Source organism: Cryptosporangium arvum DSM 44712 (genome assembly GCF_000585375.1).
GTDB classification, from domain to species: domain Bacteria; phylum Actinomycetota; class Actinomycetes; order Mycobacteriales; family Cryptosporangiaceae; genus Cryptosporangium; species Cryptosporangium arvum.
This window is the reverse complement of the sequence record NZ_KK073874.1, coordinates 3,192,621-3,208,496: the sequence shown is the minus strand read 5'-3', so window position 1 is coordinate 3,208,496 and position 15,876 is coordinate 3,192,621. Positions and strand designations below refer to the sequence as shown.

The window sequence follows — 15,876 nt, the reverse complement described above, 5'->3', positions numbered from 1 at the left end:
TCAGGGAGTCAGGTCGAGGCGGGCTTCACCGGTGTCGGGGTCGGTGGGCCAGGACACGTGCTGGTGCACCATGCGCCACTCGCCGGCGACCCGGCGGAACACCCGGGTGCCGCGGGACCAGTTCTCGGCGACCGTGCCGTCCGGCTGCTCGGCGGTCATCCGGTTCAGGCCCCAGGCCACCGCCAGGTCGTCGCGGACCACGACCGTGAGGTCGGGCACGTCCCAGGTGACGGTGCCGGTCGACGAGTCGAGGCCGGTGGCGCAGACCTCGCGCACGGCGTCGACACCGACGTACCGCAGCGGCGCCTCGTGCTCGTAGGACACGACGTCGTCGGCGATACCGGCCATCATCGCGTCCAGGTCCTTGGCCTCGGTGGCGTCGAACCAGCGCCGGTGCAGGGCCTCGACGCCGTCCGCGGAGTCCGACACGGTGAACGAATGGTGCTCGTGCGCCACCACCCACCGCCCGTTCTCCCGGCGCAGGCCGAGGGTCAGCCGCAGGCGGCGCTCGGCGACGTCGCCCGGCTCGCCGCAACGCAGCAGCGCGGCCGCGAACGCGACGTCCTCCCCCGCCGTGACCTCCAGCGACACCAGCTCGAACACCGCGCCCGAGCGCAGCCACGCGAAGAACGGCGGCCAGCTCTCCCGGTACGCGTCGAGCCCGCGCACGCCGTTCTCGGGCGGCGGCACGTCGAACATCACGATGTCCTCGGCGTGGTCGGCGACCACGGCGTCCAGATCGCCGGCCCCGACGGCCAGCACCCAGCGTTCGATGAGTTCTGTGATCTCGTCCATGTCTCTACAACCCCGCGGACGGGCCGAACTCATCGGGCAGGCCGAAACTCGTCAGATCGGCGGTGAGGAACGAGACCACCTCGCTGATCCGGCCGTTCCGCACGGTCAGCACGTCGAGACCACCCGGCCGGTAGACGTCGCCGTCGAGCAGGTAGGTGCCGAACGCGGGCTGGCCGTTGGCCACCGTGGCCCGGAACTTCCACGCGACGTTCAGCGGGCCGGCGAGCAGGAACCCCCGAATCGCGTCGGTACCCGCGTACCAGGCCGGCTCGGGCGGCATCGAGTAGCGCGCGTCGTCGGCGAGCAGCGCGAGGATCGTGTCGAGGTCGCCGGCTTCCCAGGCCGCCGCGTAGTGCCGGGCCAGCTCGCGGACGCCCGGGTCGTCCGGACCGGCCGACGGCTCGGTGACCGGCAGCGAGGCCCGGGCCCGCTGGAGCGCGCTGTTGACCGCGGGGACCGTGGTGCCGAGCAGATCGGCGACCTCGGCGGCGGAGAAGCCCTGGGCTTCGCGCAGCAGCAGCACCGCCCGCTGAAGCGGCGGCAGGTGCTGGAGCGCGGCCACGAACGCCAGCTCCAGGCGCTCGCGCGCCAGCACGGTTCCCTCCGGCTGGGCGTACGGCTCGACCCAGTGCGGGTCCGACGCCGGGCCGACGTCGGCCGGCAGTTCGCGGCGGGCGCGTTTCGCCAGCAGCGTGAGACACCGGTTCGTCGCGATGCGGTACAGCCAGGGGCGGACGCCGGCACCCCGGTCGGTGAACGTGTCCCGCGCCGTCCAGGCCCGGACCAGCGTCTCCTGGACCGCGTCCTCGGCGTCGTGCGCCGAGGCGAGCAGCTGGTAGCAGTGCGCGTGCAGCTCACCACGCAACGGTTCGACGAGCCGCGCGAACCCGTCGCCGCTCACCGGACGCGTCGCATCCGGACCCGGGTGAGGGTCTGGCCGTCGAGGGGCACGGTTTCGGTCTCCTCACGCACGTAGCCGAAGCGTTCGAAGACCGGGGCGGCGCGCCAGGACGCGTGGGTGACGGTGGCGACGTCGTCGACGGCGGCGAGCAGCGCGCGAGCCACTCCCCGCCCGCCGAAGGCCGGGTCGACGAAGAGCTGGTCGACCTCACCGCGTTCGAGCCGGTCCCACGGTTCGGTGGCGACGCTGACGAAGCCCGCCGGGGCGCCGTCGCACTCCGCGACGAGCGTACGGGTGTGCTCGATGAGCGTGCGGTGCCGGGCCGCGGAGCGGGTGCGGATCCACGCCTCGAGCTCGGCCGGCGTGTAGTGCCCGGCGGCCGAACCACGGATCGCCCGCAGGCTCAGCCGGTGGATCGTGTCGGCGTCGTCGGGGTGGGCGGGGCGGACGGTGACCGGAGCGGTGGAGGGCGGCACCCGGTGACCCTATGCCGCCCCGGACCGGAACGTGACGCACGTCCGCAACCGTCGCGGACCTCCCCGCGGGCGGTGGTTCGCCGGGCGGCGTGGTCAGGAAGTAGGAACGGGTTCGCGGGTCTCGGCGGGAAGCCGTGCGGGGAAGGCGGTGCGGGAGGTGCGGACGATCACCCACGCGCCGACGGCCAGGAGCGCGGCGAACAGCGGCAGCCAGCCGAGCCGGCCGGCGCTGACGAAGCGCTCGCCGAGCAGCGAGCCGCCCCCGATGCCGATCTGGAACGCGACGACGTAGACGGCGGACGCGGCGTCGCCGGCCTCGGGGGCGACGCGCAGCACGGCGGCCTGCAGGATGATCGGGGTCGCGGTCATCGCGGCGCCCCAGGCCAGCACCGCGACGACGGTCGGCGCGACGCCGAGCACCGGCGCGAGCGTCACCAGCGCGAGCACCATGACCGCGATCAACGTGGTGAGCAGCGGGCCGGGGCTCCGGTCGACCCAGCGGCCGATGATCCAGTTGCCGAAGAGCCCGGCCGCCCCGAAGCCGAGCAGCAGCGCGCTGAGCGCGGTGCCCTCGAGGCCGGCGTCGCGGCGGACCAGCGGCGCGAGGTAGGTGTACGCGGCGAACAGTCCGATCATCAGCACCGCGGTGGTGGCGCAGATCGCGAACAGCGAGCGGTTACGCAGGACCAGGACCGAGTCACGCAGCCGGCGCCCGAGCGGGGTCGGCACGTCACCGGCCAGCGCGGGCAGCGAGATCGACAGCGCGGCGACGCAGCCGGCCCCGATCACCGCGAGCACCGCGAGGACCACCCGCCAGCCGAGCCACTGCCCGAGCGCGGTGCCGAGCGGCACGCCGAGCACGATGGCCAGCGAGTTGCCCAGGAACACCAGCGCGATCGCGCGGCCGCCCTGGCCGGGTGGGACCAGGCGCGCGGCGATCGGCGCGATCGTGGCCCAGAAGACGCCGTGCGCGAGCGCGCAGAGCAGCCGGGCGACGACGACGAGCAGGAACGTCGGGGCGAGCGCGGCGGCGAGCTGCGAGAGCACGAACGCGGCGACCGTGCCGGCGATCAGCGCGCGGCGCGGGAGGCGCATCGTGACCGCGGTCAGCGGGATCGACGTGAGGCCGGCGACGACCGCGTAACTGGTGACGAGCAGGCCGATCGACGCCTCGGCCACGTTCAGGTCGCGGGCCATCTCCGGGAGGAGCCCGATCGGGATCGTCTCGGCGGTGACATAGACGAACGTGGAGGCGCCGAGGGCGGCCAAGGCGGCACGATGGTTCACTGCGACAGAATAAGCTCGTTCGTGGAGTAAAAAGAAGGAGTCCGGATTGTGACGACGCGCTCAGCCCAGTTGCTGCGGATCGTGCACGCGCGTCCCGGGGTCACCCGGGCCGAGGCGGCGCGGCTGATCGGGATCGGCACCGGGGCGGCGACCGAGCTGGTGGGGCGGCTGGGCGCGGCCGGGCTGGTGCGCGAGCAACCGGCGGCGCCGAGCGGGGCACGCGGGCGCCCGACCACGGCGCTCGGGCCGCATCCGGAGGGTCCGCTGGTGGCGGCGGTGTCGATCACTCACGAGGCGTGGCAGGCCAGCGCGGTGGAGCTGGGCGGGCGGGTGGTCTCGTCCGCGGTCGGTGCGCACCGGGGCGGCGATCCGTCGGTCGTGCTGACCGCCGTCCGGGGCGCGATCGAGGCGCTGGGACCGCGGGTGCGCGGCGTCGGCGTCGCGGTGACCGGGCCGGTGTCGCGGGATCAGCGGGTCGAGGCGTTCCCGCTCGGCTGGCACGCGCTGGACCTCTCCCCGCTGCGCGCCGGGGCCGGGGTGTTCGTCGTGGGCAACGACGCGATGCTGGCGGGGGCGGCGGAGTCGAGCCGGGGCGCGGCGTCCGGCGCGGCGGTCGCGTTGCACGTGCGGGTGGCGGCCGGGATCGGCGGCGCGATCGTGGCCGACGGGCGGGTGGTGACCGGGGCGATCGGCGCGGCCGGGGAGTTCGGCCACCTGCCGTTCGGGGATCCGGGGCGGGAGTGCTCGTGCGGGGCGTCCGGGTGCTGGGGGAACGAGGTGGACGGGTCGGCGTTGGCGCGTCTGCTGGGGGTCGCGCCGCCGCCCGATCCGATCGCCTACGCCCACCGGGTGATCGCCGGCGCCGCGGAATCTCCGGACGCCGAGGCCGCCGTGCGGGTGGTGGCGGGCGCGTTGGGGCGGGGGGTCGCGGGGCTGGTGAACGGGCTGGACCCGGACCTGGTCACGGTCGGCGGCCTCGGGGTCGGGCTCCTCGCCGCGGCCCCGGACGCCGTCCAGGACGCCTACCTCGCCGGCCTCATGCGCTTCCGCCGCGCGTCCGCCCCACCGGTCGTGGCCGCGACGTTCGGCGACGACGGCCCGATGATCGGCGCCGCCGAAGAGGCCTGGAACGCGGTCCTCGACGCGCTCTGAGCGTTGCCCTGACGGCAAGGTGGCCTTTCTCGTCGCGGGGTTCTCCGGTCCCGGGAGGCTCAGTACGGTCCGATCATGGCCCGCCTGCTCGTCACCGCCGACTACCTGCACCCCGGCGACGCGGTCGACGCGTACCTGCGTGCCCACGGCCACGCCCCGGTGCACGCGCCGATGACCGGCCGGCGCGGTGAGGACGAGCTGGCCGCGCTGCTCGACGGCGTCGAGGGGGCGTTGATCGCGAACGAGCCGATGACCGCGGCCGTGCTCGCCCGGGCCACCGCCCTGCGCGCGGTCGTGCGCACCGGCGTCGGCTACGACTCGGTCGACGTCGCGGCCGCGCGCCGCCTCGGCATCAGCGTCAGCAACCTCCCGGGCATCAACGCGAACGCGGTGGCCGAGTTCACGATCGGGCTGGTGCTGTCCGCGTCCCGGCACCTGGTCGGCCTCGCGACCGGTGTCGCGGCCGGCCGCTGGCCGCGCACCGACGGGCGCGAGCTGCGCGGTTCGACGCTCGGGCTGGTGGGCTTCGGCGCGACCGCCCGCGCCGTCGTGCCGCTCGCGCGGGCGTTCGGGATGACCGTGCTGTGCCACACGCCGCGGGTACCCGACGACGCATCCGGCGTGGAGTTCGTGGACTTCCCCGCCCTGCTCGCCCGGTCCGACGTGGTGTCGCTGCACGCCGCGCTGAACGACGCCACCCGCGGCCTGATCGACGCGCGGGCCCTCGCCGCGATGAAGCCGACCGCGCTGCTGGTGAACACCGCCCGGGGTCCGCTCGTCGACGAGACCGCGCTCGCCGACGCGGTACGTACGGGCCGGATCGCGGGCGCGGCGCTGGACGTCACCGCGGTCGAGCCGCTCCCGGCCGACAGCGTGCTACGTGACGTCGAGGGCATCACGGTGACCTCGCACATGGCCGGTCAGACCGCGCAGGCGCGGGCGGCCGCCGGGCGCGAGGGTGCGATCGAGCTCGTCGCCGCGCTCGCCGGCGAGCCCGCGTTCCGCGTCGGCTAGCGCACGATCGCGCGCATCGCCGACAGCAGGTCCTCGCCGGTGGGAGTTCCGGCCGGATCCGCGAGCCAGATCGCCGCCAGCCCGCCGAGCAGCGCCTGGTAGAGCGCGCCGACCTGCGCCTGCGCCCCGGGGGGCGCTCCCCCGAACAGCTCGACGAGCCCGAGCCGCGCCTGCCGGTGCGCGCCGGCGAACAGCTCGCGCACCTCGGGCGGCAGGTCCCGCTGGGCGAGCAGCTCGAATTGCACCGACCACAGCGCCCGGTTCGCCGCGAACGACTCGATCACCCGGTCCCACTGCTCGGCGAAGCCGCCGCTCGGCGACTCCCCCAGCGTCCGCCCGAGCTCCTCGCCCCACTCTTCGAGCGCCTGCACGAGCGCGGCCTGCAGGAGGGCCTCCTTGGTGCCGTAGTGGTAGCCGATCGCGGCGAGGCTGACCCCGGCCGCGCCGGCCACGTCCCGCGCGGTCGTGCGCGTGTAGCCCTTGGTCTCCAGGCAGTGCTTCGCCGCGGTCAGCAGGTCTTCGCGATTTCCCATGCCCACAGTCTGACACATACGTCTTGCACATATGTCTAACACGCCCGTACTATCGAGCCATGACACCAACCGCTCTGGTCGTCGGCGCGAGCATCGCCGGCATCTCCTCCGCCTACTGGCTGCACCGCGCGGGCTACTCGGTCACGGTCGTGGAGCGCGCTCCGGCCCTGCGCGACGGGGGCTACAAGGTCGACGTCCGCGGCGCCGCGCTCGAGGTGATCAGCCGCATGGGCCTGCTGGACGAGGTCCGGGCGTTACGCACCGACGTCCGGTCGGGCACCGTGGTCGACGCCACCGGCCGCCGGGTGGCCAGCATGGACGGTGACACGTTCGGCGGGCGCACCCACGGCGACGCCGAGCTGCTCCGCGGCGACCTGACCCGCCTGCTCCACCGGCACACCGCCGACGACGTCGAGTACCGCTTCGGTGAGGCGCTCACCGCGCTGCCCGAGGGGTACGACCTGATCGTCGGGGCCGACGGCCTGCACTCGGCCACCCGCGCCCTGGCCTTCGGCCCGGAGGCGGACTACGTCCACGACCTCGGTTACCGGATCGCGATCGCCACCGTGCCCAACCACCTCGGCCTCGACCGCGAGGAGGTCACCTACGTCGGCCCCGGCCGCACCACGCTCGTCTACAGCACCGCCGGTGACGCCACCGCGAAGGCGATGTTCCTGTACGAGGGCGACGAGCGGGACCTCCGGGCGGCCTACGCCGACCAGGGCTGGGAGGTTCCGCGCCTGCTCGACGGCGTGGACCGCGCCGACGACGTGTACTCCGACGCCCTGTGCCAGGTGAAGATGGACGGGTGGCACCGCGGGCCGGTGGTGCTGGTCGGGGACGCGGCCTGGTGCGCTTCGCCGGCGTCGGGCCAGGGCACCAGCCTCGCGCTCGTCGGTGCCTACGTGCTCGGCGCCGAGCTGGCGGCCGGCCACGGGCCGGAGGCCTACGAACGCCGGATGCGCCCGTTCGTCGAGCGCAACCAAGCGCTCGGCCCGGCCAACATCAAGCGGATGGTGCTGCACAGCCCGGGGCAGGTGCGCACCTCGATGCGGATGCTCGCGGTGATGGACCGGCTGCCGTTCAAGGAGTGGATGCTGGGCAAGGTGATGCAGCCGCTGCACCGCGCCGCCAACGCGATCGAGCTGCCCGCGCGTTAGGCGGTGCGCACGTGCACCGGCACGTCGCGGGCGATGCTCCAGGTCACCGCCACCGCCACCGCGGTGCTCACCGCGGCGATCCCGACGAGCCCCCACGGCCCTCCGGCCAGCCCGCCGGAGAGCGGCCCCCACTCCCCGATGTTGAGGTTCAGGCCGTTGACGAACAGGATCGCGGCCGCCACCGGCACCAGAAGCACGCCGACCCCCGGGAAGCGGTACCAGGCCGCGCCGATCATCGAGCCGACGACCGTCCACACCAGCAGGGCGGCCCAGTAGCTCACGAAGACCGCGCCGAAGTCGGTGCCCGACTCGTAGAGGTGCCCGGGCCGGAGGCCCTGCGTCCAGCCGGCCGCACGGTACAGCAGTGTCTCGCCGACGTAGAGCACCGCGATCGCGAGCGCGAGCACCGCCGCGCCGACCACCTGGTACACCGGCACCTGTCGCACGAACTCGCCCCGGGTGCGCCCGTGCACCAGGCAGTGCGGCAGGAACGTGTAGAAGAGGTGGCCCCCGTAGCCCAGGGCCATCCACCGGAAGAACTGACCGACACCGACGTCGAGCGCGCTGACGCTCACGGTGCCGAAGAGCGCGACCCCGCCGAGGATCAGCCCGCTGATCGCCACGAACGCGCCCAGGCTGAGCAGGAGGAACAGCAGGTGAGCGGTGAGGAGGTAACGCAGGATCGGCCAGCGGGTGCTCATCGGGTGCCTCCCGTCAGGTGGATGAAGAGGTCCTGCACGGCCACCGGGCCCAGTTCCAGGCCAGCGGCGCGGGCGGCGCGCCGGCGCTCGTCGTCGAATTCGCCGTAGATCATCGCCGACTTGGTGGGCCCGAGCGTCTGCTCGCCGAGGACCGTGAGCCCGGCGGCGAAGTCGTCGACGAGCGACAGCGGACCGGTCACCGACACCCCCCGTGCCCGTAGCTCGTCGAGGTCCTCCTCGAGCAGGAGGCGGCCTTCGTGCAGCACGAGCACCCGCTCGAACAGCGGGCTCTGCTCCTCGATCAGGTGCGTGGAGATGATGATCGTGCGCGGCCGCTCGAGGTAGTCACGCAGCAGTTCGTCGGCGAACGCCTGCCGGGTCGGCGCGTCCATGCCCAGGTGGGCCTCGTCGAACATCGTGACGGCGGCGCGGGAGGCCAGGCCGACCGTCACGGCGAACGCCGAGCGCTTCCCCCGCGACAGCGTGCCGAGCTTGCTGGTGAGCGGCAGCTCGAACAGGTCGGCGAGCTTCGCGGCGTAACCGGCGTCCCACCCGGGGCGCAGCCGGCCGGCCAGGTCGAGGATGTCGCGCAACGTGTCGGTCTTGTCGCCGACGTCGCCGCTCTCCGCGATCAGGCAGAGCTGCCGCGCGGCGCGGGGATTCTCGAACACCGGCTCGCCGTCGAGCCGCACGCTTCCGGCGGACGGGCGGCGGAACCCGGCCAACGTGGACAGCAGCGTCGTCTTGCCGGAGCCGTTCCGGCCGAGCAGGCCGTAGATCGTGCCCGCGGGTAACGAGAAGGTCAGCCCGCTCAGCGCTTCCACCGCACCGTAGCGGCAGGTGAGATCACGAACGGCGATGGTCATCGAGGCCCTCCAGGTGGTGTCGGATCTCGGCGAGGGAGATGTCGATCATGCGGGCCTCGACCACCATCGGGTGGACGACATCGAGGAAGAACCGCTCGCGCCGCTCGGCGCGCAGCTTCTCGGCGGCATCCGGACTCACGAACATGCCGATCCCCCGGCGCTTGTAGACGACGCCCTCGTCGACGAGCTGCTGGAACGCCTTGGCCGCGGTGGCCGGGTTGATCCGGTGGTGCGCGGCGTACTGGTTCGTCGACATCACCTGGTCGTCGGCGCGCAGGACGCCGCGGAGGACGTCCGCTTTGATCTGCTCGGCGATCTGCCGGTAGATCGGGCTGCGGTCGTCGAACACGGCACCCTCCGGCTCTGTGGTTCATTACTCCACTAATGAACCACAGAGCCGCCACCCGGGGCAAGAGTCAGCGCGCGTGCAACCGGTTGACCGCCGACGTGAGCAGCTCCCCGGGTCGCGGCACCCGCGCGGCGAGCTGCGTCAGCAGGCTGTGCCGGAGCACCCGGCCGGGGTAGCTGCCGTGTACCCGGCCCGGCTCGTCCAGGGCTTTGTCGAGGTTGTCGACGCCGTTGTCGGCCCGGTCGCCGTACATCTGCGAGGTCTTCGCGAGCCGCCGGATCGCCATGAACCCGTCCGCGAGCGCCGGGCTGATCCGCTGGCCGAGGTAGAACCCGAGCGCGGAGTCCCCGACCGGGATCTCCCGGCGCGGGCGCTCGACCGCCCGGGTGATCGCCTCGGCGACCAGCTCCGCCGCGTACACCGGGGGCGGCGGCTTGGGCCGCGCGCCCAGCTTGCTCCGGCCGTGGTCGTAGAGCGGCGTGTCGATGGCCGCGGGCAGCACCGTGCTGACCGAGATCGGCGAACCCTCCTGGGCCAGCTCGATCCGCAGGCATTCGTAGAACGCCTGGAGCGCGAACTTGCTCGCGCTGTAGGGCGCCTGCAGCGGCACCGCGCGGATGCTCTCCACCGACGCGACGCCGATGATGCCGCCCCCACCGGACCGGCGCAGCGCGGGCAGGGCGGCGTGGACGCCGTGCACCTGGCCGAGGAAGTTCACCCGCATGACCCGGTCGAACTCGTCGCCGGAGATGTCCTCGATCCGGCCCCACATGGCGACCGCGGCGTTGTTCACCCAGGTGTCGATCCGGCCGTACCGGCTCTCGGCCGCGTCGGCGAGCGCGTGCACCGCCGCGGCGTCGGACACGTCGGTGGGCACCGCGAGCACGTCACCGCGCGCGTCGGCCACCAGCGACGCCAGCGCCCCCTCGTTGCGGGCGGCGGCCACGACTTTCGCACCGCGACCGGCGAGGGTCAGAGCGGTGGCGCGCCCGATCCCGGTGGACGCTCCGGTGATGACGACGACCTGCTCGGACATCGGCTTGGGCATGGATTCCCCTCTCGTCGAGCCCGAGCTACCCGGCGTCACCCCTGGTACGCGCCCTTGCGTCGGTTGTGCTCACGCGGATGGCAGGCTGGGCAACCGTGAACGAGGATTCGGCTCCGGAGCCCCGCACCGCTCCCGGCGACCCACAGACCCCCGGCACGACCGACCACAGCGTCAGCACGGCCACCCCGCCGAAATGCCCGACACGCACCCGCCTCTACCGGGACGGCGAACTCGTCGCCGAAGGCTTCCCGGCCGAGGAGATCAGCGAGCGGCTGGCGTCCGCCCCCGATGCGGTCATCTGGCTGGACCTGCACGCGCCCGACGAGTCGGACCTGGGCATCGTCGTGCAGGAGTTCGGGCTGCACCCGCTCGCGGTCGAGGACGCGCTGCAGGCCGAGCAGCGCCCCAAGCTCGACCGCTACCGCACGCACCTGTTCGCGAACACGTACGCGGTCGCGTTCGACGCCTCCACCGCTGAGCTGACGACGAGCGAGATCAGCGCGTTCATCACCCCGAACGCGCTGATCACGGTGCGCAAGAGCGAGTTCGACGTCGACGCGCTGCAGGCGCGGTGGGACGGGAACCCCGAGCTCGCGTCGGCCGGCGTCGGCTTCCTCGTCCACGGCCTGCTGGACGCCGTCGTCGACGGCCACTACGACGCCACCGAGGACGTCGACGACTGCCTCGACGCGCTCGAGGACCGGGTCTTCGAACCCCGCGACAGCTCCGACCTCGACATCCGCCGGCGCGCGTTCGAACTGCGCCGGGCCGTGCTGCAACTGCGTCGCATCGTCGCGCCGATGCGCGAGGTCGTCGAGCGGATCCTGCGTAACGCCGGTGAGCACCACCTCGCGAACGACTTCATGCACCCGTACTACGAGGACGTGCACGACCACGTGCTCCGGGCCGCCGATTCCACCGAGAACGCCCGCGACCGGATCGCGAGCATCCTGGAGAGCGAGCAGAACATCCAGGGCCAGCAGCTCAACGAGGTGACGAAGAAGCTCGCCGCGTGGGCGGCGATCATCGCGGTGCCGACGGCGGTGACCGGCTACTACGGCCAGAACGTCCCGTACCCCGGGTTCGAGCACCACTCGGGCTGGATCGTCAGCACCGCGGTGATCGTCGTGCTCTCGGTGGGGTTGTGGTTCCTGCTGCGCCGGCGGGGCTGGCTCTAGACCATCGTCCAGGCGGTCACCGACAGCGCGACCCGGTCGGTGACCGAGTCCGTCCGCATCCGGACGATCCTCGGCGCGGGGCCGCTCGTGAGGACGCAGACGGTCTGCCCCCGCGCCACCCGCAGGCTCTCGACGCCCGGGTTCGTGCGCAGCGCGTCGAGGCAGGCGGTGGCGTTCGCCTGCGGGTCGGTCACCTCGGCGAACGTGGCCGGGCCTTCGAACGCGAACCGGGTCTCCGTGCAGGCGAAGAACGTCAGCTCGGCGCCGTCCGGCGGGGCGACGCGGGGCTCGTCGAGGTCGACCGCCTGGCCGCTGCCGACGCAGGCGTTCTGCAGCCGCAGGTGCTGGTTCTCGTAGGCGACCGGGTACCGGTCCCGGGAACGGCCCGGCGCGGGCGTCAGGCTGGCCACCGACGGTCCCGGCACGATCGACTGCTGCGCGACGACCGTGGGGACCGGCAGCGGTTCGCGGTCGGCGGCGACCCCGGCGATCCGCCGGGCGTCGCCGGACCGTTCCAGCGCGACCATCCCGGTCACCAGCGCGACCAGGGCGACGACCGCGGTCGCGGCGATCGCGAGCTTCTGCACCATATGGCCATTATCAGGGCTTTAGTACGAGAATCGATGCACGGCGTCCGGGTGGATCACGAGCCGGACCTGCTCCTCGGCGAGGAGGTTCTTCAGGTCCTCGGCACGGGCCGGATCGTCGAGGTCCCAGTACTTGGCGGCCAGACGGGCGGCCAGCTCGTGCGCTCCGTCGGCCTCCACCGTGACCCGGCCGGCGACCGACACCCACCGCTCGCGCTCCTCGACCGGGGCCGCGACGACGATCGACGCACGCGGATCCCGGCTCAGGCGCTTGACCTTGACCGAGGCCGGCCCGGTGAACAACTGGACCGTGCCGTCGTCGGCCGCCTCGAACCAGACGGGCCGGGGCTGCGGAGGCGTCGGGCCCGCGGCCACGGTGAGGAAACCGAGCAGCGGACGGGCGAGGAACTCGAGGTCTTCAGCAGTCAGCATGGCCGGTTCAACGCTCGGACACCCCCGCGGAATCCCGGTCCCGCGCGATTCGCCGCCACGCGACCGGGTGTCACCGCGACGCACGTCGTCACGCGCGCCCGCTAGTTCGAGGGCTGATAGGGCGGGGCGACACCCCAACCCCAGCGGGGAACCGGAGCCTGCTGGACGATGTCGGCGCCCGGTTGCGAGTTGGCCAGCGCGATGCGGGTGCCCCACTCGACGTATCCGACGAAGGCAGCGCGGAACTCGGGGTCGTCGGGCAGGCCCGCGTCGTCGGCCGCCAGGCTCATCAAGGAGGCGAACCGGTACCGCTGCTCGGGCGTGATGCCGAGGTCGACGTGCTTGTTCACCATCCGGTGATAGCCACCGAGCTCGCTCGAGTACTCAGCCGGGCCGCCGAACACCTCGCTCCACCAGGCGGTGACGTGCGTACGGTGCTCATCGGACACTCCGCCGGGGAAGAGCGGGGTCAGGAGTTCGTCACCTTCGACGCGGTCGTAGAAGGCGTTGATCAGCCGCTCGAAGGCGGCCGATCCACCGGCCCAGTCGAAGAGCGTGGGAGTCTCTGTCACGTGCAACACTGTAATCATTCGCTCGACCCGCGGTAGCTGAATGCTCAGACCCGCCCGGTGCGCGGCCGAGACGGATCCGCCGCGGTCATGACGCTGGACGGTGCGGCTAGGCTTCGGGTCATCCGGCCACTGTCCAATAAGGAGTCGGCGCCAGTCAGAAAAGGCACTCGTTTGTCTGCCAAGCCCGACGAATCCGCGCCGGACCAGGTCACCGAGGGCCCGACGCCCGAGCCGGAGGCCGCGACCGAGGTCGTCACGACCCCGGACGCCGTCACCGAGGACCTGAGCGACTACCCCCGCCCCTCGTCGCAGTGGCTGATGGTGGGCAGCCCGCAACCTCCGGCGGAGCCGCCGGTGTTCGAAGAGCCCGCGCCGACGTCACCGGACGCTGCCTCCGGGGGGCGCAAGCGTCGCGCCGGGCTCGCTCTCGGCTTGGCCGCCGTACTCCTGGTCGCGATCACCGTTGCCACCACACTGTGGCTCGTTCCGGACCACGGGACGGCCTCCGCACGAGCGAGCGCCCCCGCACCGCGCCCGCTCACGTCGCGGACGCACGCCTCTCCGTCGCCGAGCGCCACCGCGTCGTCCGCCGCCACTCCGGCCGCCGTGAAGTCCGCTGCGCCCCGGCCGAGCAGCCGCTCCTCGGCCGGGGCAGCGCCGCAGCCGGCGCCGGTCGCCAGCCCGCCCAGCGCCGCGCCCGCCCCGGCGAAGATCTGCGCGCGCGGGCACGTCGAGAACACCGGGTGGCAGCCGTGGGTGTGCGCCCCGCACGGCGGGCGCCTCACCGTCGGCAGAGTGGGTCAGTCCCTCCGGCTGGAGGCGGTCGAGGTCTACACCGTCGGTGCCGGCGGTGTGTGCCTCACCGCCCACGAACAGGACAGTGGGTGGCAAGGACAGCTCTGCCAGGCCGACGGAACCCCCGTCGTCGCCGGTAGCACCGGCCAGTCCCGGCGGATGGAAGCACTTCGGATCCGGACCGGCAGCGGCGTCTGCGCCCGCGGTCACGTCCAGGACATCGGCTGGCAGGCCCGGGCGTGCGCGCCCCCGGACACCGTCGTGCAGGTGGGCACCACCGGACAGTCCAAGCGACTGGAGGCCGTCGAACTCAGCGTCTGACGCGTGGCCCCGCCCCCGGGCCACCGCGATACCGGCGTCAGGAGTACAAGCACCTTGCCATGGCCGGGGCCGCCGATCCATGCCGCATCGGTGCGGCATGGAACCCGCTCGGCGCCCGTTCATCATTTCTGTCGAGTGTGGATCCGGCCCCGATCCCGATGGGGGAATCATGCATCGACGGTTCCGTTCCGGCCTGCTCGCCACCGGGGTGGTCGCGCTCCTGGGGGTGGCCGGCTGCGGCGACGAGACCCCTGGCGCCGATCGGCCGACCGCGGTGGCCGGGACGACCGCCGCCGCCCGCGTCACGGCGTCAGCGAGCGCCCCCGCTCCGACCGGCGCGGGGGACCGCTTCTCCGCGCTGCCGCCGTGCAACGAGTTCCCGGCCTCGCTCGCCGGCACCTTCCAGGGCAGCGTCCTCCAGGTCGTGCCGAGGAAGAAGGCCGGCGACACCTGGACGGAGGGCACGGCCTGCGTCGCGATGGTGGCGGCGGCACAGCAGCCGCTCAGCGTCGAGACCTATCTGTTCCGCTCCGGGGCGGAAGGTGAGGGCTCCGCGCGGGCCGAGGCGTACGCGACGAGCGAGGCTCCGACCGGCGAGATCGTCACCGGCTGGGGCGACGAGGCCCGATGGTCGGCCGGCTCCTGCCAGTTGGCCGTGCGGTACGGCAACGTCGTGGCGCTGTTCGAACAACTGAGCCCGACCCCGGCCTGCCGGTCGACGATCGAGCCGATCGCCCGCGGCTTCACCGCCCTGCACCTGGAATGACGGTGCTCGCGTCGGCGGTTGCCGGGCCGCGTTTCAGGCGCGGAGCTTCCAGCCTTCGGCCGCGAGCGTTTCGGCGATCAGGAGGTGACCGACGGCGTTGGGGTGGTCGCCGTCTGCCGCCAGCAGACCGGTCGGGTCGCCCGTGCCGTCGCCCTTGAACGGCGCGTACAGGTCGACGCAGACCGCGCCGGTGTCCACCAGGCCGTCGCAGATCGCCGTGTCGGCCAGCCGGGTCACCTGCTCGGAGATCTGGTCGTACCCGGCGCCCAGTTCCTGGGCGACGTCGCCGTCGCGGAAGACGTTCCAGTAGTCGGTCACCAGGATCGCGGTCGGGAAGCCGCCCCGTACCGCGCGGATCCGTTGCGCGATCGCGCCGACCTCGGTACGCACCGAGTCGGCGACCGTGCGGAAACACGCCAGGTCGCACCCCCCGGACGCCCAGTCGTCCAGCGCCGGAACAAAATCGTTCGCGCCGATCGTGACGATCACGATGTCGCTGTCGGCGACGCGCCGAGTCGTGTCGGTGTCGCCCGTCAGCGTGGCCAGCAGCTGCTCGCTCGTCTGGCCCGGCACGCCGAGGTTGTCCGCCGTCACCCGGAACCCGGTGGCCCGGTGCGTCAGCTCCGCGTAGTGATCCACGAACGGCGCGCAGTCGCAGCCCGACCCCGCCGTGACCGAGTCGCCGAGCGCGGTCACCGTCCACCGGCCGGGCGTCGGCGCGGTGGCAACGACATCGGCCGCCCGCGGGCCGGAGCCGGCGCACCCACCGACGACCAGCACGCAGGCGACCAGCATCTGAACCACGGGACGAAGTCTCACCGGGGAGAACAGTATTCCGGGACGGTAGGTGTCGGCTGTGTCGTCGGTCGGCCGCGCGCCCGGCCCTCGTCGCCCCCACGCGCGTGGGCAGGGCGAGCGGCTGCGCGAGGAGATCATTTCCGCG

General features: G+C 73.1%; 19 protein-coding genes. 6 read left to right on the top strand and 13 right to left on the bottom strand.

Annotated elements, in window-relative coordinates; translation table 11 throughout:
- The 4 genes from CRYAR_RS15045 to CRYAR_RS15030 form a co-directional block, all read right to left on the bottom strand.
- Positions 1–795: a YybH family protein gene (locus CRYAR_RS15045; protein ID WP_035851432.1), complete on the bottom strand. Its 795-nt coding sequence runs from the start codon at positions 793–795 to the stop codon at positions 1–3.
- Positions 796–799: 4 nt separating this feature from the next.
- Positions 800–1,696 carry an RNA polymerase subunit sigma-70 gene (locus tag CRYAR_RS15040; protein ID WP_035851428.1) on the bottom strand — a complete coding sequence of 299 codons (897 nt, stop codon included), beginning with the start codon at positions 1,694–1,696 and terminating at the stop codon, positions 800–802.
- On the bottom strand, positions 1,693–2,172 hold the full coding sequence (locus CRYAR_RS15035) for a GNAT family N-acetyltransferase (RefSeq protein WP_035851425.1): 480 nt from the start codon (positions 2,170–2,172) through the stop codon (positions 1,693–1,695). Before CRYAR_RS15035 ends, CRYAR_RS15040 begins: the two co-directional genes overlap by 4 nt.
- Positions 2,173–2,265: 93 nt before the next feature.
- Entirely contained in the window at positions 2,266–3,459 is a 1,194-nt protein-coding gene (locus tag CRYAR_RS15030; protein WP_051570236.1) for an MFS transporter, read from the bottom strand.
- A gap of 48 nt (positions 3,460–3,507) precedes the next feature.
- Between CRYAR_RS15030 and CRYAR_RS15025 the strand changes: the two genes are divergently transcribed.
- Both CRYAR_RS15025 and CRYAR_RS15020 read left to right on the top strand, forming a co-directional pair.
- The gene (locus CRYAR_RS15025) at positions 3,508–4,611 is read left to right on the top strand and encodes an ROK family transcriptional regulator (protein WP_051570234.1); all 1,104 of its coding nucleotides are present in this window, start codon (positions 3,508–3,510) and stop codon (positions 4,609–4,611) included.
- 75 nt (positions 4,612–4,686) lie between these two features.
- Positions 4,687–5,625: a phosphoglycerate dehydrogenase gene (locus tag CRYAR_RS15020; RefSeq protein WP_035851419.1), complete on the top strand. Its 939-nt coding sequence runs from the start codon at positions 4,687–4,689 to the stop codon at positions 5,623–5,625.
- On the opposite strand, the gene CRYAR_RS15015 is transcribed toward CRYAR_RS15020, so the two are convergent.
- On the bottom strand, positions 5,622–6,158 hold the full coding sequence (locus tag CRYAR_RS15015) for a TetR/AcrR family transcriptional regulator (protein WP_035851418.1): 537 nt from the start codon (positions 6,156–6,158) through the stop codon (positions 5,622–5,624). The two genes, CRYAR_RS15020 and CRYAR_RS15015, sit on opposite strands and share 4 nt — an antisense overlap.
- Before the next feature lie 59 nt (positions 6,159–6,217).
- Here CRYAR_RS15015 and CRYAR_RS15010 point away from each other — a divergent pair, with 59 nt between their 5' ends.
- On the top strand, positions 6,218–7,318 hold the full coding sequence (locus CRYAR_RS15010; protein ID WP_035851417.1) for an FAD-dependent monooxygenase: 1,101 nt from the start codon (positions 6,218–6,220) through the stop codon (positions 7,316–7,318).
- On the opposite strand, the gene CRYAR_RS15005 is transcribed toward CRYAR_RS15010, so the two are convergent.
- The 4 genes from CRYAR_RS15005 to CRYAR_RS14990 all read right to left on the bottom strand — a co-directional run bounded on the left by CRYAR_RS15005 (position 7,315) and on the right by CRYAR_RS14990 (position 10,282).
- Positions 7,315–8,019, bottom strand: a complete 705-nt coding sequence (locus CRYAR_RS15005; RefSeq protein ID WP_035851415.1) for a hypothetical protein — start codon at positions 8,017–8,019, stop codon at positions 7,315–7,317. The genes CRYAR_RS15010 and CRYAR_RS15005 overlap by 4 nt on opposite strands.
- Positions 8,016–8,885, bottom strand: coding sequence for an ATP-binding cassette domain-containing protein (locus tag CRYAR_RS15000; RefSeq protein WP_035851413.1), 870 nt, complete (start codon positions 8,883–8,885; stop codon positions 8,016–8,018). Before CRYAR_RS15000 ends, CRYAR_RS15005 begins: the two co-directional genes overlap by 4 nt.
- Positions 8,866–9,234 carry a GntR family transcriptional regulator gene (locus tag CRYAR_RS14995; protein ID WP_035851412.1) on the bottom strand — a complete coding sequence of 123 codons (369 nt, stop codon included), beginning with the start codon at positions 9,232–9,234 and terminating at the stop codon, positions 8,866–8,868. The genes CRYAR_RS15000 and CRYAR_RS14995 overlap by 20 nt, the downstream gene beginning before the upstream one ends.
- 67 nt (positions 9,235–9,301) lie before the next feature.
- Positions 9,302–10,282, bottom strand: a complete 981-nt coding sequence (locus CRYAR_RS14990) for an SDR family oxidoreductase (RefSeq protein WP_035851409.1) — start codon at positions 10,280–10,282, stop codon at positions 9,302–9,304.
- 95 nt (positions 10,283–10,377) lie between these two features.
- Between CRYAR_RS14990 and CRYAR_RS14985 the strand changes: the two genes are divergently transcribed.
- Complete coding sequence (locus CRYAR_RS14985; protein ID WP_035851407.1) at positions 10,378–11,460, top strand: magnesium transporter CorA family protein; 1,083 nt, start codon at positions 10,378–10,380, stop codon at positions 11,458–11,460.
- On the opposite strand, the gene CRYAR_RS14980 is transcribed toward CRYAR_RS14985, so the two are convergent.
- From CRYAR_RS14980 to CRYAR_RS14970, 3 genes are all read right to left on the bottom strand, one after another.
- The gene (locus tag CRYAR_RS14980) at positions 11,457–12,050 is read right to left on the bottom strand and encodes a hypothetical protein (protein ID WP_035851405.1); all 594 of its coding nucleotides are present in this window, start codon (positions 12,048–12,050) and stop codon (positions 11,457–11,459) included. The genes CRYAR_RS14985 and CRYAR_RS14980 overlap by 4 nt on opposite strands.
- Positions 12,051–12,068: 18 nt before the next feature.
- Positions 12,069–12,479, bottom strand: coding sequence for a pyridoxamine 5'-phosphate oxidase family protein (locus CRYAR_RS14975; protein ID WP_035851403.1), 411 nt, complete (start codon positions 12,477–12,479; stop codon positions 12,069–12,071).
- Positions 12,480–12,580: 101 nt separating this feature from the next.
- Positions 12,581–13,069: a group II truncated hemoglobin gene (locus CRYAR_RS14970; RefSeq protein WP_035851401.1), complete on the bottom strand. Its 489-nt coding sequence runs from the start codon at positions 13,067–13,069 to the stop codon at positions 12,581–12,583.
- Between the two features lie 153 nt (positions 13,070–13,222).
- Between CRYAR_RS14970 and CRYAR_RS14965 the strand changes: the two genes are divergently transcribed.
- Positions 13,223–14,167 (top strand): hypothetical protein, encoded by a 945-nt coding sequence (locus CRYAR_RS14965; RefSeq protein ID WP_035851398.1) that lies wholly within the window; start codon positions 13,223–13,225, stop codon positions 14,165–14,167.
- Between the two features lie 169 nt (positions 14,168–14,336).
- The gene (locus tag CRYAR_RS14960) at positions 14,337–14,933 is read left to right on the top strand and encodes a hypothetical protein (RefSeq protein WP_035851396.1); all 597 of its coding nucleotides are present in this window, start codon (positions 14,337–14,339) and stop codon (positions 14,931–14,933) included.
- A 33-nt stretch (positions 14,934–14,966) separates the two neighbouring features.
- Here the strand turns inward: CRYAR_RS14960 and CRYAR_RS14955 are convergent, their stop codons facing one another.
- Complete coding sequence (locus CRYAR_RS14955) at positions 14,967–15,752, bottom strand: SGNH/GDSL hydrolase family protein (protein WP_169745031.1); 786 nt, start codon at positions 15,750–15,752, stop codon at positions 14,967–14,969.
- Positions 15,753–15,876: the final 124 nt, after the last annotated feature.